Annotated in this window: 18 protein-coding genes; 5 read left to right on the top strand and 13 right to left on the bottom strand. The window is 66.2% G+C overall.

The annotated features are described in order from the left end of the window. Window positions 1-25: 25 nt before the first annotated feature. The 7 genes from ID554_RS22560 to ID554_RS22530 form a co-directional block, all read right to left on the bottom strand. On the bottom strand, window positions 26-598 hold the full coding sequence (locus ID554_RS22560) for a hypothetical protein (protein ID WP_223884199.1): 573 nt from the start codon (window positions 596-598) through the stop codon (window positions 26-28). Next, window positions 595-1,536, bottom strand: a complete 942-nt coding sequence (locus ID554_RS22555; RefSeq protein WP_147333626.1) for a hypothetical protein — start codon at window positions 1,534-1,536, stop codon at window positions 595-597. Before ID554_RS22555 ends, ID554_RS22560 begins: the two co-directional genes overlap by 4 nt. Continuing rightward, the gene (locus tag ID554_RS22550) at window positions 1,533-2,399 is read right to left on the bottom strand and encodes a class I SAM-dependent methyltransferase (protein ID WP_223884198.1); all 867 of its coding nucleotides are present in this window, start codon (window positions 2,397-2,399) and stop codon (window positions 1,533-1,535) included. Before ID554_RS22550 ends, ID554_RS22555 begins: the two co-directional genes overlap by 4 nt. 101 nt (window positions 2,400-2,500) lie before the next feature. Beyond that, complete coding sequence (locus tag ID554_RS22545) at window positions 2,501-3,181, bottom strand: GOLPH3/VPS74 family protein (RefSeq protein ID WP_117231205.1); 681 nt, start codon at window positions 3,179-3,181, stop codon at window positions 2,501-2,503. Continuing rightward, window positions 3,178-4,038 carry an SAM-dependent methyltransferase gene (locus tag ID554_RS22540; protein ID WP_223884197.1) on the bottom strand — a complete coding sequence of 287 codons (861 nt, stop codon included), beginning with the start codon at window positions 4,036-4,038 and terminating at the stop codon, window positions 3,178-3,180. The genes ID554_RS22545 and ID554_RS22540 overlap by 4 nt, the downstream gene beginning before the upstream one ends. Then, window positions 4,028-5,053, bottom strand: a complete 1,026-nt coding sequence (locus ID554_RS22535) for an acetamidase/formamidase family protein (protein ID WP_117231204.1) — start codon at window positions 5,051-5,053, stop codon at window positions 4,028-4,030. Before ID554_RS22535 ends, ID554_RS22540 begins: the two co-directional genes overlap by 11 nt. A 192-nt stretch (window positions 5,054-5,245) precedes the next feature. Beyond that, window positions 5,246-5,596 (bottom strand): hypothetical protein, encoded by a 351-nt coding sequence (locus ID554_RS22530; RefSeq protein ID WP_223884196.1) that lies wholly within the window; start codon window positions 5,594-5,596, stop codon window positions 5,246-5,248. A 277-nt stretch (window positions 5,597-5,873) separates the two neighbouring features. On the opposite strand from ID554_RS22530, the gene ID554_RS22525 reads away from it, so the two are divergent. Both ID554_RS22525 and ID554_RS22520 read left to right on the top strand, forming a co-directional pair. Then, window positions 5,874-8,981: an orotidine 5'-phosphate decarboxylase / HUMPS family protein gene (locus ID554_RS22525; protein ID WP_223884195.1), complete on the top strand. Its 3,108-nt coding sequence runs from the start codon at window positions 5,874-5,876 to the stop codon at window positions 8,979-8,981. After that, window positions 8,978-9,457, top strand: coding sequence for a GNAT family N-acetyltransferase (locus ID554_RS22520; RefSeq protein WP_117231203.1), 480 nt, complete (start codon window positions 8,978-8,980; stop codon window positions 9,455-9,457). The genes ID554_RS22525 and ID554_RS22520 overlap by 4 nt, the downstream gene beginning before the upstream one ends. A 157-nt stretch (window positions 9,458-9,614) precedes the next feature. On the opposite strand, the gene ltrA is transcribed toward ID554_RS22520, so the two are convergent. Further along, on the bottom strand, window positions 9,615-10,865 hold the full coding sequence (ltrA, locus tag ID554_RS22515; protein ID WP_223884174.1) for a group II intron reverse transcriptase/maturase: 1,251 nt from the start codon (window positions 10,863-10,865) through the stop codon (window positions 9,615-9,617). A 757-nt stretch (window positions 10,866-11,622) separates the two neighbouring features. Here ltrA and ID554_RS22510 point away from each other — a divergent pair. Continuing rightward, complete coding sequence (locus ID554_RS22510; protein WP_191088867.1) at window positions 11,623-12,447, top strand: transposase family protein; 825 nt, start codon at window positions 11,623-11,625, stop codon at window positions 12,445-12,447. 861 nt (window positions 12,448-13,308) lie between these two features. Here the strand turns inward: ID554_RS22510 and ID554_RS22505 are convergent. Genes ID554_RS22505 through ID554_RS22490 form a run of 4 tightly spaced genes read right to left on the bottom strand, consistent with a single transcriptional unit; the run spans window position 13,309 to window position 17,514 of the window. Beyond that, on the bottom strand, window positions 13,309-14,556 hold the full coding sequence (locus tag ID554_RS22505) for an IS4 family transposase (RefSeq protein WP_191088605.1): 1,248 nt from the start codon (window positions 14,554-14,556) through the stop codon (window positions 13,309-13,311). 33 nt (window positions 14,557-14,589) lie between these two features. Next, window positions 14,590-15,309, bottom strand: a complete 720-nt coding sequence (locus ID554_RS22500; protein WP_117231449.1) for a hypothetical protein — start codon at window positions 15,307-15,309, stop codon at window positions 14,590-14,592. 25 nt (window positions 15,310-15,334) lie between these two features. Then, window positions 15,335-16,783 (bottom strand): IS66 family transposase, encoded by a 1,449-nt coding sequence (tnpC, locus tag ID554_RS22495; protein ID WP_191088556.1) that lies wholly within the window; start codon window positions 16,781-16,783, stop codon window positions 15,335-15,337. A 59-nt stretch (window positions 16,784-16,842) separates the two neighbouring features. After that, window positions 16,843-17,514 (bottom strand): hypothetical protein, encoded by a 672-nt coding sequence (locus ID554_RS22490; protein WP_191088604.1) that lies wholly within the window; start codon window positions 17,512-17,514, stop codon window positions 16,843-16,845. Here ID554_RS22490 and tnpC (ID554_RS22485) point away from each other — a divergent pair. After that, a complete protein-coding gene (gene tnpC, locus ID554_RS22485; protein ID WP_117231431.1) occupies window positions 17,468-18,928 on the top strand; it encodes an IS66 family transposase in 1,461 nt (486 codons plus the stop codon). The two genes, ID554_RS22490 and tnpC (ID554_RS22485), sit on opposite strands and share 47 nt — an antisense overlap. 50 nt (window positions 18,929-18,978) lie before the next feature. On the opposite strand, the gene ID554_RS22480 is transcribed toward tnpC (ID554_RS22485), so the two are convergent. Next, entirely contained in the window at window positions 18,979-20,538 is a 1,560-nt protein-coding gene (locus ID554_RS22480) for a DEAD/DEAH box helicase (protein ID WP_223884688.1), read from the bottom strand. A 17-nt stretch (window positions 20,539-20,555) separates the two neighbouring features. Here ID554_RS22480 and ID554_RS22475 point away from each other — a divergent pair, with 17 nt between their 5' ends. Continuing rightward, window positions 20,556-21,713, top strand: coding sequence for an ISAs1 family transposase (locus tag ID554_RS22475; protein WP_117230052.1), 1,158 nt, complete (start codon window positions 20,556-20,558; stop codon window positions 21,711-21,713). Window positions 21,714-22,014: the final 301 nt, after the last annotated feature.

The raw sequence follows: 22,014 nt of genomic DNA, 5'->3' as shown, positions 1-22,014 counted from the left end.
GCGCCAGCGGAGGAGTACAGCCGTGTCATGAGTGATCCGTTCTCGTGATGGAATGGCAGGTCGCGGCGTAGACGTCGTCCAGCGTCGCCGTGAAGTGGGCGAGGTCGTGGCGATTGTCGATCCAATGGTCGGTGATCTGCCGCCATCTGGGCAGTTGCTCGTTCACTCGCTTCCGAGCATCTTTGGCCTTGATGAGAGCGTGGGCCGCAGTGTGATCGATGCTGATGGCCGCCGCCAGGCGGTTCACGCGTAACGGCTCGGCTGCCGTGATGAAGACGATGGCCGCGGGACCAGGCCAGGACGCCTTCGTCGCGTGGGCGAGTTCAGCGTCGATGAAGCTCTCCACCACGGCCACGTCGGCCGCCGCAGTGCGGACGCGCTCGTAAACGATCGACAGGAACTCCTCCGTGTCGAAGCCTTCACGGGTACAGACTCCCTCGTGCCGCACCTCTGTGCCCGAGGTCAATGCCAGCAGGATCGTACGGATCTTGATCCGCTGTGCGCCGCGCTGCGCCAGGTAGGTGCCGGCGGTCGACTTGCCGCTCTCGCTGGTGCCGGCCAGCAGGATCAGCCCAGGCCGCGCGGTCGGGGCTGTCACAGCGACTCCACGACGTGTGTGACGGCCTCAACGCTGGCGGCGAGATCGGCCGGCGACCCGATGCCGACCCGAAAGGTCGGTATCCGGGACAACCTGTCGAGCACTGTGCGATGTGGCGTGCACAGTTGTGCTCGGCTGTTCAGTAGCGAGTGTCCGGAGGCGTACCGGACCTGGCTCGGTTTGCTGAAGATGCTGACGTGATCGAGTCTGGGGTCGATCAGTTTGGCGACGTGGTCGGTGACCGCGCTGGTCAGCAGGGCACCGGTCTGGGCGGGGTCGATCTGTTCCAGCTTGCCGGCGGGGATCCCGCTGTCCGGCACCACGATGAGCGCCAGGCTCGCCGCGGTCTTGGCCGTACCGACGGGTGCCAGCTGGTCTGGGAAGAGGAGACGGCGACCGGGATGTTCAGGTGCAAGGTAGGGAGCCATGTCGCCGCGTACGTGCCAGGGCAACCGTGGTGCCGGGGCGACGAGGATCTCATCGCGGTCACAGGTGACGAAGGTGAACTCATCGACGAGCAGGGCGCAGCCGGCCTTCGCCAGGCCCAACGCCAGCGACGTCTTGCCCTGCCCGACCCCGCCGTCGAGGACCGCGACGGCCCCACCGCCGTCGGTGGCGGTCACGGCGCTGCCGTGCAGCAGCACAAACCGGTCGGTGGTGCCCAGCAGGGCCAGGCACCGCGCCCCGGCCTGCAGGATCGCAATCTCCAGAACCGTTGGGGACACCGTCGTCATGCTGGGGACAACGAGTGACATGCTGCCCGTCTGCTCATCGACCAGCAGCTCCGCCTCCTCCCCCTCGACGATGCGCATCTGATGCCGAACGGGCGCCGGTGCGGTATCGATGCTGACCCGGTCTACGAATCGCTGCAGGTGCGGTTGGCGCACCGCTGTCGCATCGAGGTGAAGGCGCTGGTCACCGAACTCCAGAATCCTCACGGCATGTCCTCGGCGGGTTTGCTCAGCAGCAGCCAGGTCGAGTAGCCGCGGTGACGGTTGCGAACCGGCGACAGGCTTCCGGCGATGAGTCCCGCTTCGTCGGTCACCTGCATGTGCCGGGCGAGCCCGGCGTCGCCCGCCAGGTGGCGAAGCTCCTCCACAGTGGTGAGGCGCGCGTAGCCGGGTGCCGCCCCGGTGGCCTTGTTGGCCAGGTAGATGATGTCGCGCGGCGGCAGCGGCAACGAGCCGCGCCGCCCTTGGCCGAGCCACTTCAGATGCCGTGCTGCCGCGTCCAGCCGGTTGGCCCACCGCAGCAGGCCGAACCGCCCCGGGAAGTACCAGTTGAACGCCTCGATGACAACCTTCCCGCCCGGTGCGCACACGCGCCAGAACTCGCGGAGAGCCACCTGCCGCTCGGCGACGGTCGGCAGGGCGTTGAACGAGAACCGTAGGCACCACACCTGGTCGAAGTTCCCGTCCGGGAACGGGAGATCCGCCATGCTGGCCTCGACGTACGTCGCCAGCGGGGTCGATGCGCGTGCCGCGTCCAGGGCCGCCCCGTTGACGTCGACACCTGTGATGTTGCCGCCCAAAGTGGTGACGCCTCGCGTTACCCGGCCCGCACCGCACCCGACATCCAGAATTCGGCTTCCGTGCCCGTACCGGCAGAACAGCGCCTCCTCGCATGGACGGAGCGAAGCCGTGCCGTAGAAGGTCGTCTCTCCCGCGTAGTGCACCGTGTTGAGCGCTCGGATCATGTCGCCGTAGCCGGCCTCGTCGTAGCGCGAAACAAGATCCCTGCCCTTTGGCTCGCGTTTCCTGCCGGCTGCGGGGCCGTTCGGGAACGTGGCAGCTCTCGACACGGCTGAGTCCTCCTCTCTACCCCGTTGAGGGTTCGAGCGGGTCTGGTCGATGTCTGGAACAGCCTTGCGGAGTGGTGTGGTCATCCCGGGATCTCCTACAGCTAGCGGTAGATGGTGGCGAGGTCACCGGCTGCCGCATCGACGGCAGCGGTGATCACCTGTACCGATCGGTGGTGCTCGCGAGCGACGGCCGCCAGGTACGCCGTCAGGGCACCGACGTCCTCATCGAGGTGGAGGTAGGTAGTCAGGCCCAGCGCGGCGACCAGACCGGCCAGAGCGCCGGTGTGGCTGTCGGGCTGCTCCCGGCCCTCCGCCACGTATCGCAGGCGGGTCCGGGCCACGATCGACCACCTGCTGTCCGTCAGGAGGTAGGTATCGGTATGGACGAGGCCGCCCAGGCGGCGGCGGGTGGTCTGCCGCAGGATCCCGGCGGCGACGAGGCCCGCTCGAGCGCGCTCGTACAGGTCGTCCGCGAAGCCGACGAGGAACTCCCTCACCGGTGGGGTCGCTCGCCCGTGACGGATGTAGCCGATGGCGCTGTCGGCAATCAGATCGCCCACCGGCTGGTAGCTGCGCAGGCGTAGCAACTGTTCGCGAGCCGGGCAGGAGTCATCGTTCGGACCAAGGACGATCCGCCCGGCCAGGAAGAGGTCGATCAGGACCGCTCCGGCCAGGCCGAGCGCCAGCGCCTGCCGGTGGATGTACGGCTGACCGTTGTCGTCGTCGTGGCCGAGCAGAAACAGTTCGTCGTGCAGGGGCAGCGGCAGTCGAGGAATGGTCATCGGCCGGCTCCTTTGATACCGACGCTTCCGAGGAAGCGGACGAGGAAAGGGCTGGCGGACGCGGGACTGCCTGCCACCTGGTCGTCAGCATCAGGGCGCCACTGGGCGACAGGAACGAGTGCTGTGCCGCTGGCTCGTACGGTAGATCGGTTGGCGGGCAGCATGGTGAAGTCGCCGAACAGTGCCTCGATGTCGGCGGCGGAGCGCAGTTGAAGTGGGGTGGGTGTGCGCTGGTATAGCCGCTGCACCTCCTCGGTCTCGGCGGTGGTCGTGCCGGAGGCAGCATGGGAGATGACGAGGGCGCTGCCAGGGCTCATCGCGGCCCGGAATGGTTCCACGATGGCGTCGACGTCGCCCGGGATGAAGTGCAGGACCGATACGAACAGGACGGCCACGGGGCGGGTGAGGTCGATCAGCCGCTGTGTCGCGGGATTTTGGAGGATGAAGTCCGGGAAACAGATGTCGGCCTGAATGACGTCGACGAACGGGTGGTCACCGAGCAGCGCCCTGGCGTGCGCGACGGCTACCGGCTCGACATCGACGTACAGCACCCGAGCATCGGCGTTGACGTGGTGGGCGATGTCGTGCACGTTGCCCACGGTCGGAATCCCCGATCCGAGGTCGAGGAACTGGTGAATGCCCTGCTGGAGCGCGTAATGGACGGCACGGCGGAGAAACGCGCGGTTGGCGCGGGCCGCGTCGGCGACATGCGGCGCGACGGCGAGGACGGCGTCCGCAGCCCGGCGGTCAGCAGCGAAGTTGTGGCTGCCGCCGAGGAAGTAGTCGTACATGCGGGCGGCATTCGGACGAGTCAGGTCGAGCTCGGCGGGCGCCCAGCTCAACGCCTCAGTTCCCATGCTCTTTTCCTGATTGCTTGATCTGGGCCTCGGCGATGCGACGCAACCGCTGATGCACTCCGTCGTACGGGTTCGCGCCGGCCAGGACGGCTTTGTTGAGGGCGGCGTGCATGGTGTACAGCGGGTCGCAGACGTTGCCGGGCGCAGCTCGACCGGCCTGCGAGACGACCTGGTAGGCGTCGAGGATCTCCAGGCCGGTCAGCTGCGCGGTCCAGGTCACCAGGTCGTGCTGGCTGATCCGGTACGCGTCCTCCAGCGGGCGGGCCGCGCCGATCGAGATGATCCGATAGTCGGTCTCGATACGCGGCCACAGGGTCGGCACGCCCTTGATCAGGTCGACGGCGACGGTGACGTTCATGGCGGTCTCCACCGCGACGCCACACGCCTCGCCCTGCCCCTGACGGGCGTGGCCGTCACCGAGGGCGAAGAGCCCGCCGGGGACATTGACGCCGAGGTAGACGGTGGCGCCGAGGTGGATCTCCGGAGTGTCGAGGTTCCCGCCGTGCGCGTCGGGCACGAGGGTGGAGCGGGCTTCGCCGCCGGCCGGAGCCACGCCGACGGTGCCGAGCATCGGTTCGAGTGGCATGACGATGCTGTGGTCGGAGCGGCGGGCGTGGAAGGTCACGGTGTCGGCGGCGGTGTCGATGGTGTAGCGCCACACCCGCTCCTCCAACGGCGGGTGCAGCGTGGCCGTGCTGCGGGTGCCGGTCAGCGCCCCGAAGTGCGGGAAGGTGGCGGACACGCCCCAGTCGCGGGCCGGGGTGATGGCCGCGAAATGCAGCGCGAGAGTGTCCCCCGGTTCCGCGCCGACCACGTGGAAGGGGCCGGTGACCGGGTTGAACGCAAGACACACCTGCGACGGCAGATCATCCACCGTGCGTACGGCACCGCCGTAGCAGTCCTCGGTGCTGGTGACCAGCAGGCTGCCCGGCTCGATCTCCAGTACCGCCGGGTGACCACCGAAGGTGTAGCGCAACTCCCCGGGGGCCGGCCGGTAGGTCACGACGTTGGTCATGCTGCCTCCCGTTCCTTCATCAGCCCGGACCGCGAAGGGACCCTCGCCACGTCGATTCCCGGCGGAGGCGCTGTCTGCCTGGTGCTCATGCCGTTACGTTCCTTCCGTCATCGACTCCGGCGTTGATCGGAGTTCCTCTGGTTGCCCGCTGTGGATTGATGGACCAGCGCGTGGAGAGCTACTGGTTCGGCGTCAGGTGCGCCAGGTGATGGACAGGTCCTGCGCGCAGCCGCCGACCCGGACGGTGACGAACAAACGGCGGAAGATTCGCCTGAGTTCCTCAGGCGAGGCGTCCGCCACCAGGCCCGGTGCCGACCCGGCCACCGCTTTCAGGACGAGCTGCTCGATGTCCTCGGCGTCCACGGCCGTCAACCGGCAACCGCAGGGCCCACGGTAGGCACGCCGACCGAGCATCACGCCGGGCTGCAGGGAGATGCCGCAACTGCGGCAGCACAGCAGACCATCGAGGGTGTACGCCGTCGAGGTGGGCAGGCCCAGCCGCCGTCCGCTCACCTCCGGAGCCGGAGCCAGCACGCCCAGCACGGGCGTGCACGTTGTTGCTGCGCACGTCAATGGCCACATGCACCTCCACCCATCAGCGCTGCCCGTAATGCGAGGGCTGGTCACAGCGGTGGCGTGGGTCCGGATCGCCGATCCACCGCCGTGGTTGTCTGTGCAACCAGCCTGCGGGTCCGATCCGGCCCTGACGACGCGTGAACGTCCTAGTGTTGTCCTAGTTTCAGCTCGTCTGTGCCGGCCGTGGTCTACTACGCTGCCGACTGCGACAATGACGCTGAGTGCACGGCCCTGGGGGATACCAGTGGAGACGGTACGGCGGTGGACCGGCCGCGAGGCCAAGGCATTTCGCCTGGCGCTACGGATGAGCGTGCGCGGTTTCGCCGAACACCTGGGGGTCAATCCAGCGGCCGTCTCCAACTGGGAGAAGCGCGGTGCCACGAGCCGGATGCGCTACGAGACCCAGCAGATGCTCGACGTCGACCTCGCGCGATCGCCGACCGAGGTCAAGCAGCGATTCACCCAGGTCCTCAAGGCGTCAGCCGCTGCCGTGCCAAGCCAATCGCGGGCTGCCGCCGACGGCTCTCAGCAGACAAGACAGGACCTCGGTGCCCGTTCCAGTGAACGGACCACCGCCATTCTCGCCGCGCTCGGTGGCCAGCAGCCCGACGACCTCGTCTACGTGCCGCCGGCTGACGTCCAGCGTCTGGTCGCGGACTTTCTCGCCTCGACCGCCCGCGTCTACCTGCTCACCGGCCCGCCTGGCGGTGGCAAGACCAGCTTCACCCGCCATCTGGCGGCACAGGCTTCCGGAGTCGATGTACAGCTGCTGACGGTGGACTCATGGACTGAGGACATCGACCTGGCGCGCGAGATCCTCCGCTACGGCTCCCTGCCGGCCGGGGAGGACCCCCTGCTGACCCTGGAAGATGAGAGCCAGAGCCTGTCCAGGCCGCTGTTCGTCGTCATCGACAGTCCACAGCCCCGCGCCGTCGTGGACAAGGTCTGCCGCCAACTCGACGGCACGCTGCGGCAGGTGCTGTCAGTGAACCTGAGATTCCTCCTCGTACTGCGCACGCCGCCGGAGATCGAGCTCGCGCCCTACCCCGTTCTGGCGGCGGCGGTCATGCCCGGTCAGGACCGCGGCGTCGGCGGATCGCTGCGGCTGGAGCGATGGGACGCTGGCACCGCCCGGCAGGTATGGAACGCCCAGCGGTCCGAGAGCGAGCCTTCGTTCGACGCGCTGCCGGCGAAGATTCGCAACTTGGTCCGCCTGCCGCTGTACATGAGCCTCATCCGTGCCGCCAAGTCGACCGAGCCACTCGGGCACACCAACGCCTACCGTCTCGTGGAATTCTGCGTCGCCTCGATCTTGAAAGCGGCGGGACTTGATGTCGAACGCACTACCGCGGACCTGACGGCTCTCGCTCGACGGCAGCTCGCCGCGGCCTGGCCCCACCCCCTGCACCCGGCGCTCGATGCCGGTCCGGTACATGACGATCACCTCACCGCGTCATCGGTCGCGGGGCTCGTACGATCCGGACCGACCGGTGCTCTGGCGTTCCATCACGACGTCATTCGTGAGTACCTTTTCGCGCGGTGGCTCGCCCAGCTCATCGAGGCCCACGGCCGCTCGACCACCACCATCGAGCTCCTCAACGACCTAGCCGCTCGCACCAGCACATCAGCCGACCTGCGAGGCGTCCTGGAATTCGCCCTTCAGGGCTTGGATGCCACGTCGCCGGAGCTGCTGGCCGCCGTCGCCCAGTCACCGTCGGTCAGCATCACCGAAACGCTGCCGTTGATGCTCGAGCTCACCGGCGATACCCCGGCCTTCGCCACGGCAGAGGTGCTGCGTGTCTGCGCCTCCCGGTGCCTGCACGACAACGGCCTGCCACTTGCCAGGGCCCTCCTGCACGCCAGCGCAGCCACCACAGCCCTCGGCGCGGAGTATCCGCGATGGATGCTGCGGGTACTGCGCCGCTTCGGCCCGGCAGTCTGGGACGACATCGTGGCGTGCGTCGAAACGCAGCTACCCATCGCGGCCATCCACGACTTCGTCCGACTCGCGCAACTCGACACGGTAGAAGACGCGGTGTTCCTCGCCCGACACTTGTACGTTTTCGTCGCCACCGACGACGGCCGGTCCCAGGAGCTGAAGGCGCTCCTCGCCCACCCCGACTGGCGAGCCCGCGCAGCCGTCGCCGAAGGGATCCAAGCCGGCCGCGCCATCCCACCACACACGATGACCACGATCCTGGAAGTGTTGGTTACGGACCGCGACTACAAGGTCCGCGCCGCCGTCGCCGACGCCGTCGGCCGCTCCACCGCGCCCGGCACGGAGCACCTGGTCGCCACTCTCCTCGAAGACCGGAACTGGCACGTCCGCGAGCGCCTCCTTCAAGGGCTTGCTGCCCGTGCCGGGCACGACCACTCGGCCGCCGACCTGGTGATCAGGAAGAAGGACGCGTGGCGAAGCGGCCCGCGGAACGTCCGAGTCGCCGCTCAGCGCCTCCTGCTCAAATCCGGCAGACGACCGCTTCAAGACGACTCAGCTCGCGGTGCCTTGTTCGGCCTGCTCCGAGAGCTCCGCACCGGCGCCCTACGGCTACCCGCAGACGTTCAAACCGCCTTGGTCAGCGAGGGCGTCGCCTCGACCGACTGGCTCGTTCGGGCCGAAGCCAGCCTGCTCGGCGGACAGGGCGCGGGCACGAACACGACGGTAGGTATCAGCAAGGAAGCCTTCCGCCGGCTCCGAGACGGACGCGCACTCCAAGTCGCACTCGATGTCCGCGACGTCGACTACGCCATCCGCGTCGCGCAGGCCGCCGCCACCGCCGGTGTGCAGTTCATCGAGATCGGCGATCCCCTCATCAAGAGCGTCGGTATCCAGGCCATCAGCGCCATCAAGCAACAAGCTCCTGGCATGTGGGTCGTGGCCGAGATGATGTCCGCAGACTGGGGGCGCGACCAGGTCGTTCTCGCTGCCGAGGCCGGAGCCGACGTCGTACTCCTCATCGGACCCGCCAGCACCGCCAGTGTGTCCGCAGCCGTCGAAGCGAGCAATCGCCTCGCGGTCCCCGTCGTCATCGACGTGCCCGAGGGGCGGCTGACTCAGGGTTGGGTCCAGGACATGGAACGCACTGGCATCGACGGCTTCGCCATCACCACGAACATCGACCTGGGCGTGGCCGGCTTCCACCCCCTCGACCAGGCACAACTCATCAGGTCGTGGACGAAGCTACCGATCGCGGTATCCGGCGGCTTCGAACCCACCGACGTCGAAGCCAGCCGGCGACACTCATGGGACATCCTCGTCATCGGCCGCGGAGTCACCGACTCCCTGGACCCGACCACCGCCGCACGTGACCTCACCGCATCGATCAAGCTCACCGAAGGGCAACACCGATGATCATCACCCCGCTCACGGTCGACCGGATTCCCGACCTCGAGAAGCTGTTGGCGCTCGGAGAGCCGTACATCAGGCTGCGGGGCCCATCGGACTACTGGCTATACGCCACACTGTTCGCGAACACCTGCCCGGTCGCCATCGTCGACGGGCAGGTCGTCGGCAGCGTGATCGCCTTCCGAAGCCAGATCGACCCGTCCGAGATCTACCTCCAGGACGTAATGACCCACCCGAGCCACCGACGTGCGGGAATCACACGAGCGCTCATCGAAGACGTCCACCGCCAGGGCTCTCTCTGGGGATGCCAGCGCCTCTTCCTCACCTCGGAACCCGACAACCAGGCCGCGCACCGGGCCTGGCTCGCCCTGGGCTTCACCAACGTTCCCGGCGACGCCGTCGAGCACGGAGTATCGGTGATCCACGACTACAAGGGCCCCGGAAAACACCGCGCGGTGTACGAGCGCGGGATCGAAACATGATCTGAGTGTCGTTCACGGGGTTATCGGACCACTCCGCGCGCTGGATGCTCGGCGGGACCGTCGTTCAGTGCCGGGTAGACGGCGGGAGTCTCACCCGCCGTCCCCCACAGATCCGGACGTGAACCTCTCGACTCATCCGGCTCGTGCCGTTCGGTTGTCAGGTCGTGTACCGCAGCGTCCAGTGCGCGAACAGGCCGGGTTTTCGTTTTCGGACCTCTTGTAACCATGCACGCGTACGGGCTTGGCTGGGTTTGAGTCGCTTGTACTTCCACCTTGCCCAGCGCATCAGATGACGGTCGACGCGCTTGCCGATCGGGATGACCGCGCTCGGATAGAACGCGGTGAAGTAGTTCAGCCAACCACGTAGGGCTGGGTTCACTTCTTCCGCGAGATCGTTCAGGTTCCAGGTCGTGTGTCGATGTAACCGCCAGGACGCTACCTTGCGGCTCATATCGGTCAGCTTCCCCGGGGCCACCGCCGGCAGGAACCCTGTTCGCCGACGTTGCCGTATCTTGTCCCAGGCCTTACGGGGACGAAACGCGTACCCGCAGAACGCGAACGTCACCAGCTCATAGTTCAGCCGGCGGCGGTCGTCCTTGCAGTACACAATGCGCGTCTTATCAGGATGCAACTGCAACCCGATATCCGCAAACCGACGACCGATCGCCCGGCGCACATACTGTGCCTGACTTTCGGTCACGCAATGGACCACCACATCGTCCGCGAACCGCTCGAACCCGATCCGGGGAAACTCCCGGACCATCCAGGTATCGAAGCCGTAGTGCAGGAAGACGTTAGCGATCAACGGAGAGATCGGCCCGCCCTGCGGGGTTCCCTTTTCCCGATGAGCCAAAGTTCCGTCGGGCATCAGCATCGGCGCCTTGAGCCAGCGCTCCACATACAACATGACCCACGACTGGGTCGTATGCCGCGCCACCGCCTTAAGCATCAAATCCCACGGCACCGAGTCGAAGAAGGCCTTGACGTCCAGATCGACGACCCAGTCCCTCTCGAAGCACCGCTGCCGGCACGCCCGCACCGCGTCCACCGGTGACCGGCCGGGACGATATCCGTAGGAGTCGTCGTGGAACACTTTCTCCACCTCCGGCTCCAGCACCAGCACCGCCGCGGTCTGCGCCACCCGGTCAACCACGCTGGGAATGCCCAGAATCCTGACCCCACCCTTCTTCGGGATCTCCACCGCCCGGACCGGGCCGGGGAAATAGCTGCCCGACGACATACGGTTCCACAGCCGGTAGAGGTTGTCAGCCAACCTCGTTTCGAACTGTTCGATCGTCACTCCGTCGGCCCCGGCCGCTCCGCCATTACCTTTCACCTTCAACCACGCGGCCCAGATCAGCCGCTTTGGGATATCGTGCGACTTGCCTGTCAACCCTGGCTGACTCACGCGGTTCCTCCCTCACGGTTGACCGCACAAACCAGCCTGAACGACCCCGCCCCTTCGCTCCCCGACCCACTGCGATACGCAGGCGGTTCACAGCTACTACGGGCGAGTCCGCCAGCGGCCCCGCATCGGTACTCTGCTCCTCGCGGTCTCCTCCGCTTGGAGTCCTCCCTCTCGCCGCCGGTAAACCGACGGACAGTGTCGGGGTCCGCCTTCACACGTTCCGTATGAGAGCCTGGACCGGGCTCATGCTGCCTATATGCCGGACACCACCTGGGCAGTAAGCGGATATCCCCCAGGCTCATCCCGAGACTCACCTCCGGCCTCGGTTCTGATGTCGTCTGACTGAGTTTCGACACGTCAACGGCAGAGAACTCGACGTTCATCGCTCATCTTCCCGGTCCATACCTGACGCGATCACAGTCACGCCTTTTCCAACGACGCTCAGGACGACGGTCTTCAGCCAACGCCCCTCGTGGTGGTTTGAAGCCTGCTTCCGCAAGCCGGCTCCGGAGGGCCAAACAACCTCCATCTCCCATACAGCACCGCAGTCCACGAGACCGTCATCAATCTTTGCCTCGCTTTCCACGTTCGTGTTCACAAGAGCTGATCTCAGCGACGCGAATGTGTTGATTGGTGCGACACGGGCGAAACTGTTGAGATCGGACGGTGCTGGAAGAGGACGCGGAGTCCTCGGTAGGTAGTTCTCACCACAAGATCACCTACACCATGAGGACTCCGCGTGATCGCCTATCGTGCCATGATCGATGTCCCCAGGGAACTCGTGCAGTACCTCGGCCGGCTGCTGGCCGCCGAACGCCGAGCCCGCGGAACCCGGCGTGACACCCGCGCCCTGACCTGCTTCCACCAGGCACTTCTCGTGCTCATCTGGTTCCGCAAAGCCGAGGACCTGACCCTGCTGGCCGCCGGATTCGGGATCTCCCGGGCCACCGCCTACCGCTACCGCGACGAGGGCGTAGCCGTACTCGCCGCCCAGGCGACCGACCTGCACACCGCTCTGCGTCGGGCCGCCGCCGACGGCTGGTCCCACGTGATCCTCGACGGCAAACTGTTCGACTGCGACCGGCTCACCGAGACCACCCTGTCCGTCAAGGGCGAGACCATCGACGCCTGGTATTCGGGAAAGCACCGCGACTTCGGCGCGAACATCCAAGCCGTCATGCGCCCGGACGGGCTACCGATCTGGACATCGGCGGCGATGCCCGGGCATCTGCATGACACCAGCTGCGCCCGCGAACTCGGCGTCACCGCCGCCCTGAACTGGTCCGCCGCCGAACTCGACCTGCCCGCCCTGGCCGACTCCGGCTACGAAAGCACAGGCCACGGCATCAAGACCCCGATCAAGCAGCCCACCGACGGCAGCCGCCTCGCGCCCGACAACCGCGCCTACAACCGACTGCTCCGCGGCCTGCGATGGCAAGGCGAACGCGGCTTCGCCATCCTGATCGGACGCTGGAAGACGCTCCGCCACACGAACATCAGCCCACGCCGAATCGGCGACATCGTCGCCGCCGCATTACACCTGACCCACTTCGAATACAAATACCTATCCGAATCTTGTTGAGATAACTTCAGTGAGGTTCCGTATCGCCTGGCCCACCAGCGCGATCTACGGCCCACACTAATTGGCCAATTCGGACCGCATTCCGGCGCCAGTTGGCTTGCGCGCCGGCTCGATTACGCTCTCAAATACGACCTGATTCAGCGGTGGCGCTGGTGGCGGTGCCTCCTTACATCCAGCTGCGCCGTACCGCTTTCAATAGGGCGAGGGCCAATGACCCGCCGAGCACCACCACATTCCGGCGGCGCAGTAACCGTCCAAGGGGTGCTGGCGACGGCGTGCGCGGCAGCACTAGCCTCGACTTTGAGCACTGCGGCTGACGGGCTCCTTCGTTTATGAAGGAGGCCGGACCTACTGGTCAGCCTGCTGTTAGCAGACGGGCGCTCTTGTCGCAGCTATGGGCTGCAAAAGACGTTGAATCTGGCTAGCGCGGTCTCGTGGACGTAGACCTCGGTGCACGCGAGCAGTTGAAGCTGGGCGTTACTGACCTTTGATGCCGAGAGCCCAGGCTGGGCAATCGAGATTTCCAGTCGGACGCGCAGGAGACGGGCGCGGTGCTGTAACGAGCGCAGAGCCATGTCGTTGCCGACATGAAATCCGCTCCGTCCATGCCTAGCTTGACGATTCCGTTCGCGGCGTATGAGGTGGTCTATGAGGCAATGCCATTAAGTTAAGGCGTCTGGGCAGGCCAGCCTGGGTATGGCGGGCCCGTCGTGGCGGGTGGTCCGGTCGGTGGGTCGTTTGACGCGGTAGGAGTTGTGGCGGGCGCGTTTGATGACGCGGGGGCAGCTGCGGTCGCGTCGGGGCGGGTTCGGCTGGTGGCGGATCTCGGTGAGGGCATCGTCGAGGGCGGTGGAAAGGTGCTCAGGGGGTAATGGCCGCCTGGTCGGTGACCTGGCGGCGTACGACGCGTAGGCCTTTGACGAACGACATGCGGTCGGGGTCGTAGCCGGCCGGGTCGGCGGCTTCCAGCAGCAGTGCGCGGATGGCGTAGTGGGCCAGCAGTAGTCCCCACATCTGCTGTTCGGCCAGGTCAGGGACCTTCGATCGGAGGACTTCGCCGCGGCCGCGCAGGTCCGTCTTGATCTCGTTCAGAGTGGACTCTTCTTCCCAGCGCTGCTGGTAGGCACCCGCCAGTTCCATCGCGGGGACCTCGTGGTGGTCGGTGAGGGTGGTGACCACCACGATGAGTTCGCCGTCGGGGTTGCGGTCCGGGACGGTGTACTCGACCACCCTGACGAGGCGGGCGAGATCGGCCGGGATCTCCTGGCCGGTCCGGGCCTGCTCGACCAGCCTGGCCCGGCGTTGCGCGGACAACCCCGCCTTGAAGATCAGTGCCTGGTAGGAGCCGTCCGCGAGCCACCGCAGATGCCCGATGGACACGCTCGCGCCGACTCGCCAGGCAAGGTCCGCGCCGGTGGCGGCGAAGGAGTTGAACAGGTCGAAGGAGTACAGGCCCGCGTCGGCCAGGACCAGCATGCCCGGCCCGACCCGCCCGGCCAGATCCTTGATCAGGGTACGTTCCCCGGTGCGGCACGACCCGAGTACCGCCCCGACGATCGCGTGGCTGCCGCACTCGGCCAACGCCGCGATGTGCAGCTTCGGGTACGCCGACGCCTTCGGCCCCGACCCCATCCGGTCGAAGCGTTCCACGTTGGCCGGGGTGTCGGCCACGTCGAGGGTGGTCGCGTCGATCGCCATCAGCCGGCGCCGGGCCAGCCAGGCGCCCTTGGTGCCCGGTCCAGCCAAGGGCACGCACGCCCTGTCGAACAACATCTTCACCGGCTCGGCGCCCAGCCGCTGACGTGCCTGGGTGATCGCCGACGCCGTCGGGACCTGCCAGTCATCGTCCCAGGAACCAAGTCTGCGCAGGTTACCCACCAGCCGGCGCATCACCTCGTCAGAAGACTCGGCGCAGAACAACCCCATCGCGATCACGTAACGGATCATCACGTGCGCCGGCAGCCGCCGGACCCGCTTCTCACGCCGCCCGCTGCGGTTGAGTACCTCTTCCAGCAGATCCCGGTTGAACCGGGCCGACACCACCCCGAGCCCGATGTGATCGGTCAACCGGCCCTGCGGCCGCAGCGACTCCACCCCAGACGACGTCACGCCACGGCACGGTACCGGCCCGCCGACCCCTAGTCAGCTCACCGCGCTGACCAGCACTGATGCCTTAACTGAACGGCATTGGTCTATGAGGTGAGGGGCTCGTTTCCACTGGACAGACTTGTGCGCTTGGCCGCATACCTCATAGAGATCAGCGACACGGCCGCCAGGAAATGCCTCGGACGAGTACTTGCAGTGAATGAGCCGCACGAGCAGGCCCTCGTCATCGACTGCGAGACCGACAATGTCCGCGGCTTCCCCTGAGCCGTCGTCATCGATGACGACGTCCCAATCGCGCTCCTCGCACACTTGCCGCATTACTCTGTACTGAATGGAATCGGGGTCACGAGCCGGGCCCTGCGATTCCTTCTTGATATCCGTTCCGATCCAATCCATGACAACGAGCTTTTCTGTGCGGAACGGTGGTGTGTTACGGGGAGGGCGAAGCAGAAAGCCGCCGTGCTCGATGGTTGTCTCGTCTTCGAAGTAGAACTTGAGCCCTTTATCGGCTAGGAGATGGCTGAGCAGGTGTTCGCTGCGGGGTGCTACAACGTGAACTTCCGAGGCGAGCGGATGGTACGTTATGCCGTCGGTGGTGAAGATGGCTTCGTATGGGGCACTCCAATTGGGCGTTGTCACGTCAAAAGCGATAGGGCCCGCGTTGCTGTGACCCCTGACGCGCAATTCGGCGTCGAGGAGCGGGTAGGGCTCACCTTTGTACGTCAGCGTGGTGTAACTGGATAGGTGCTGGAACATCGGGTATGCGTGTACGCCGATTTGCTCAGGTGGTGGCGGGGATCCAGGGGTTTCCGGTGACGGCTTGGATCAGGGCGTCGAGCATGTTGTTGCCTTGGCGGATGGCGGTGGCGGTGTAGCTGCGGATGGCGGCGAAGTGTTCGGCGCCGGTCATGGTGCGCATGCTTCCGGAGACCTTGATCCGTAGTTTCGGCATACGGATGGTCTGTTCGGCGGCGTTGTTGTCGAAGGGGACGGCCGGGTCGGTGACGAATCGTAGGTAGTCGTCGCGGCGGTCGCGGAGCCGGACGAACAGGGCGTGGTGTTTGCGCTGGAGTTTGCCGTCGCGGCCGGCGGTGGCCTGCGCGCCGAGCACGACGGCGGAGCGCAGCAGGTACTGCTGCTCGCGTAGGGCGTCCGGGTTCGCTGTGTCCTGCCCGGTGTGGGCGTCGTCGGCCAGGCGGTTGAGCCGGCGCAGCGCGTTGATGGCTTGGGTGGCGAGGTCGGCGGTGGGGCCGGTGGCGGTGTCGGTGACGTAGACCAGTTCACGCAGCACGTGGGCGTTGCACAGGGCGTGGTTGGCGCTGGTGTAGGTGTCGTATGGCGCCCACGCGTCGTGCACGGCGACACCGGTGAAGCCGGGCAGGACACCGGCGTCGTCAATGGCGGCGGCGCCGCGTCTGCGGTGCGCCGTGAGGAGCACGTCGGTGCCGGTGGACGCGGAGTGCAGCCAGGCCAGACGGCCTTCGACGCGCATCCCGGTCTCGTCGAAGTGCACGACCGGCGCCTGCCGGATCCGGTCGCGGATCACCGGCAGCACCTGCTCGATGATGCCGAGGGCGGTGCGTTTGACCCAGGCGGTGACCGTGGCCGCCGCGACCGGCAGGCCGAACAGGTCCCGCAGCGCGTCGGCGGTACGGCCGATCGACAGGAACTGCCCGTGCAACAGGTAGACCCCGATCGCGGCGATCCGCGGCCCGTACACGGCAGGCGCGGTGGCCTCGGCGGGCCCGATGCCGGTGGTGCGATGTCCACACGGGCAGGCGAGGGTGACGATCTGATGCTCGGTCACCACGACCGTCGGTTCCGGAATGTCGAACACCTGCCGCCGGGTCACGGACACTTCGGCCGCGCCGGCCAGATCGTTGTCGCAGCCCGCGCACACCTCGGGGGTGTGCCGCACGATGACGTCGGGGTCGGCGACCTGCTCCAGAGTGGCGCCGGGCTGCCCGGCCGGGCGCCCCGGCCCCCGCCCGGACCTACCGCGCAAAGATTTGGGTGCCGGCTTGGCCAGCCCGTCCGTCGACGGCGGTTTCGAGGAGTTCTTCGACGACTGCTTCAGCTGGGCTTCCAGATCAGCGATCCGGCACTTCGCCGTACTGAGGTCAGCCTCCAGCTCCGCGATCCGCCCGAGCGCCTGATCCAACCGGGCGAACAGGTCCGCGTTCAGCGCAAGCAGCTGCTCATACGACGGCTGCGAAGGATCGGCGGGCACGAACGGTCAACGACCCACCCCGGCCAAACACCTCTGAAAGATCAACGACACCTATCCAGTTACAGCGTGGTTTCATCGCTGGTGTTGAAGTACAGCTCGTACGGCCAGTCGACAGCAAGGATGGCAAGGTCAGGCCGTTCTCGGACTATTTGGGGTCGGATGAAATCCTTCATCACTTCGTCGACGGAGATGGATTCGTCGGTGATCTTCGCTCCGACCCGGTCACACCAATCGGCCCACTCGCTCAGAGACTTCACGGTTCTGGCGCTCCAGATGCGTCCCTTGAGGGAGCCACCAAAGCCGACATGGAAACCGTTCTCGTAGCCATTGGCGAAGATGTTTGTCTTGGATTTGGTTTGGGCCTCGGCCGTCGGAAATCCTTCGACAACGTCGGCACCGACGTGCATGGAAAACCGTCGGGCACGACTGCGTACGTCGATGAGTCCGACGTTTGTCGGCACGAGGCGATTGACCTTGGCCATGACGCGGTACACGGTCTCGCCTTTGATGATCTCGGCATCTGTTCCGCAGACGGCCTCGGCGATCGTCTTGTGGACGCTGTGTAAACATTCAGGGCCACTCCGGGTGGTGGCCGTGAGTGGCTGTCTGTGATTGACGGGCTGGGTCGATCTTGACGGTGTGTCGATGCGCGGCCGGGTGCGATCGATGTGTTGTGATCGGTGGGTGCCGGGCTTGGAGGAGTTGTCGCGCGAGGAGTTGATCGGACTCACGCGACGGCTGATCGTTCAGGTGGAACAGTTGACCCAGGCGAACCGGGAGTTGACTGATCGGGTCGCGCGGTTGGAACGCCTGGTGTCGCGTAACAGTGGGAACTCGGGGATGCCGCCGTCGAAGGATGATGATCCGGGACGGACGCCGCCGGCGGAGGTGTCCACGCCGGTGCCGGCAGCCGGTGCTGGTAAGCGGTCGCGGGGTAAGCAGCGGGGTGCGCCGGGTGCGCAGCTGTCCTGGTCACCGTTTCCGGACGGCATTGTGGATCATTTTCCGGGCGGGCCGTGTGGATGCGGATCGGATCTGGCATCGGCGGCTGATCTGGGGGTTTACGCCTCGCATCAGCAGGTCGATGTGCCGGCGATGACGGCGACGGTCACCCAGCATGATCGGCACGCGGTGCGCTGCGGGTGCGGGGCGATGCACGTGGCGGCCCGCCCCGAGGGGGTGCCGGACGCAGGCGTCTCGTACGGGCCGAATCTTCAGGCGTGGTGCGTCTATCTGATGGTGGTGCACGCGATTCCGGTGGCCCGGTGCGCTGACCTGGTCGCCGCGTTGACCGGCTCGCGTCCGTCGGACGGGTTCGTCCACGCGTTGATCGGCCGGGCCGCGGCGGGGGTGGCCGAGTCGAACCGGATCATCCGCACGCTGATCGCCCTCGCGCATGTGGTCTCCTGCGACGAGACCCCGATCCGGGTCGGTGCCCGCAAGGTCAAGAAGTACCTTCTGGTCGCCTGCACCCGCCTCTACACCTGGTACCTGCTCGGTGACCGCAGCCTCGACACGTTCAAGGTGTTCGTCCTGCCGGACCTGACCGGGGTGGTCGTGCACGACCGTTACCAGAACTACGACGCGAAGATCTTCGCCCACCTGGTCCACCAACTCTGCGTAGCCCACCTGATCCGCGACTGTCAGGACGCCGCCGAGACCTACCCCGACGCGCACTGGCCGATCCAGATCCGCCAGGCGCTACAGGGACTCGTCCACGCCGCGAACCTCGCCCGCGCACAGAACCTGCCCGCGATCGGCGAACACATCGCCGGCCCGCTGATCGACGCCTACCGGCACGGCGTGCGGATCGGGCTCAAGGAGGTCGCCCGGGTGGACGGCCGTAAACAGCCGAAACACCGGGCACTGCTGGAAGACCTCCACGACCGAGAAGCCGACATCCTGCGATTCACCACCGACCTGCGCATCCCACCCACGTCGAACCAGGCCGAACGCGACCTACGGCCCGCGAAGACCCAGCAGAAGATCTCCGGACGGCTCACCAGCGAGAAGGTCACCGAACACCGCTACGCCATCCGCGGTTACGTCTCCACAGTGACCAAACACGGCGCGGATGTCATGACCGCCATCCGCGACGCCATCCTCGGCCGACCCTGGACACCACCCGCCTGGGCACCCGGCTAACCCACCACGAGCAACGACCGCCACCACCCATCACACACTGCCACCAACGGCTACGTCATGGAGTGGCCCTGAATGCTTACGACGCTGTCTGTGTTGGAGCTGTTGACGTAAAGCAGGTTCTTGTCGTTGTCCCAGTAGAGAACGTAGAGATCGTGTCTGACATCTTCGACCGACTTTATTGCGCCCCACCGCACTTCGACGCGCTCCACACTGACGAACCATGCGAGGTTCTTCTGCCTGTTCACAGCTATTGAGGATGTCAACAGGCGATCTTCGCCGAAGAGATTAGCGGCAGCCTCCGGGGTCCAGTCTGTGCATCTAGTACGGTACATAACCGTGCTGAGTTTGGGCTCGAGCGAACGGACCGGCACGGCGTCCGGCAAGGTCGACCCAAACCCGGCCTCAAACTCGCTGATCCGGTCCTCGGCGCCGACTGCGGCCTCGGCCAGTTCTCGGATTATCAGGTTCCAGTCAGCATCGTCGGCGTACAACTGGCGCAGGTTTTCGTCGTACTCAGGATCCGGCCTGTTCACTACGGCGCACGCGTCGCCCAAGGTTCCATCGCCCACGCGGGCAAAGCGGCCGATGAACTGAAGCGTTACTGGCAGGCTCTTGTGGGCATCATGGATCGCGGCGATCTTCAAGGCGGGAAGGTCGTACCCTTCACCCAACATGTCGACACAGACGATGATCCGACTTGCTCGTTGCTCGACGGATCTGAGCCGGGTAAGTCGCTGCCGCTTCGTCTCACCGCTGTGGATCTTTACGGGGTTTAGGTCGGCCGCGATCTGCGTGTAGATTCCGATAATCTCATCGGCGCGTGCCTTCGTCTTGGCGCGCGCCATGAGTAGATGGTCGAATCCATTCGCGAGGTCCTTGCGTAGTCTCTCGACCGCCCTCATGGCGATTGCGACGTCCGGATCAGCGAAGTCGGTGACAGGGATGTAGTCGATTCCAGAGAAGTAGCCCTGCCGTTGAGCTTCGCGCAGCGGAAATGCGAATATGAGGCGACCACCTAGATGCTTGCCATCTGCGCGGAACGGCGTAGCGGTGAACTGAACGACGTAGCGATCATGGAAGTAGTCGCGGATCTGCTCCCACTGTGTCGCGACAATGTGATGCGCCTCGTCTACGAACAGGTGGCTGCACTCATCGACTAGTGCCCGGCGCGCCGGCTCGGCAGACGCGGCAAGTGCACTGACGGTCGCCACGATGATGTTGCACCGTTCCGCGAAGGCAATGGCACTAGCCGCTGAGGCGAATGCATGCTCGATCGTCCCGACGACCGGCCGGAGGACCGGCTCATCGAGAGCCCCGACGGCAGGCAGGACGCCATACGTCTCGAACTTGCCTGCGAGTTGCGTGCGAAGCTCATCGGTCGGGACGACCACCAGCAGTCGGTCGATCCGTGCCGCAGTGAACAAGGCGTTCATTGTGTCGGTCTTGCCGGTGCCGGTGGGCAGGGCGTTCGCAAGGTAGTGAGATGACCGGATTGCCGATTGTGGGGTAGTCACGCCGGTTCCGGCGGGTACGTGAGAGAGCGCGGCCTTCTGGTGATCATTCAGGTGTCTAGACTGGATGATCGAGGAAGACCGCGCTCGTGGAAGCATCATTGTTGATCGGCGGGTTGTCCGCACGCCTGGGTGGCGTGTCGCCGTTGTCGGAGCGGGACACGCCGGGGTTGCTGCAGGTCCTTGCCGAGGTGCCGGACCCGCGTGATGCCCGGGGTCGGATCTATGCGCTGCCGGGGCTGCTCGCGATGGCGATCGCGGCGGTGCTCTCGGGATCCAGCCGGGTCGTGGAGATCGTCGAGTGGGCTGCGGATCTGCCGGACGCGGTGTGGGACCGTCTCGGCGCGGCCCGCGACGCCTTGACCGGGGCCCGGCGGGTGCCTGATGACGGCACGCTGGGCCGGGTGCTGGCCGGCATCGACGCCGACGCGTTGGATGCCGCGGTGTGTCGCTGGCTGCTCGGCCGGGCCGGTGTGACCGGGCGGGGTCGGCGGGTGATCGCCGTTGACGGCAAGACGCTGCGTGGCAGCGGCCCGGCCGGGTCTCAGGCGCACCTGCTGGCCGCGTTGGACCAGGCCGAGCAGATCGTCCTGGCGCAGATCGACGTTAATGGGAAGACGAATGAGATCAGCCGGTTCCAGCCGTTGCTCGACGGTCTGGACCTGGCCGGGGCGGTCATCACGGCGGACGCGCTGCACACCCAGCGCGAGCATGCCCGCTGGCTGGTCGAGGACAAACACGCCGGATACGTCTTCGTCGTCAAGCGCAATCAGCCACGGCTCTACCGACAGGTCAAGGCCCTGCCCTGGGGGAAGATCCCCGCCCTGGACGCCACCCGTGAGCGCGGGCACGGCCGCTACGACATCCGGGAGTTGCAGGCGGTCACCTGTCTGGGGCCGCTCGCGCTGGACTTCCCACACGCGGCCCAGGCCCTGCGTATCCGGCGCCGCCGACACAACCCGGCCACCGGACGTTGGTCCACCGTCACCGTGTACGCGATCACCAGCCTGACCGCAGCCGCGGCCGGTCCCGCTGACCTGGCCGACTGGCTACGCGGACACTGGGCCATCGAGGTCCTTCACCATATTCGCGACACCACCTACCGCGAGGACGCCAGCCGGCTACGCACAGGCAACGCGCCTCGCGCCCTGGCCACCCTTCGCAACACCGCGATCAGCCTCCTCCGCCTCAACGGCGCCACCTCGATCGCAGCAACCCTGCGCCGAAACAGCCGAGATCCATACCGATCCCTACAAATACTCGGACTCACCTAGAACGGACATACCTCGACCTTGCGAACGCCCTGTGCCGGTGGGCATGACGACCGTGGCGGGCTGCGTGGGTGCTGTGGCCCAGTAACCCAACACGGCATGGACGGCGCCGAGCTGCGGAGTTCTCAGCCCTCGGCGGGAACCGCTCAGACTGTCCTCCACGAAGCGGAACCGCCCATGCAGCGACTCAAGCACCTCAGCGGGGTCGGAAAGGGGCGGGTTGGGTCCGCTCCAGCACAGCGTCGCCTCGTCACCGTCCTGGATCAGCAGTTGTCTATCATCTCTGCCGGTTTGGGTTCCATCT

Origin of the sequence: Micromonospora craniellae (assembly GCF_014764405.1) — a bacterium.
Taxonomy (GTDB): domain Bacteria; phylum Actinomycetota; class Actinomycetes; order Mycobacteriales; family Micromonosporaceae; genus Micromonospora; species Micromonospora craniellae.
The sequence above is the reverse complement of the archived record's forward strand: the minus strand, read 5'-3'. Positions and strand labels throughout refer to the sequence as shown.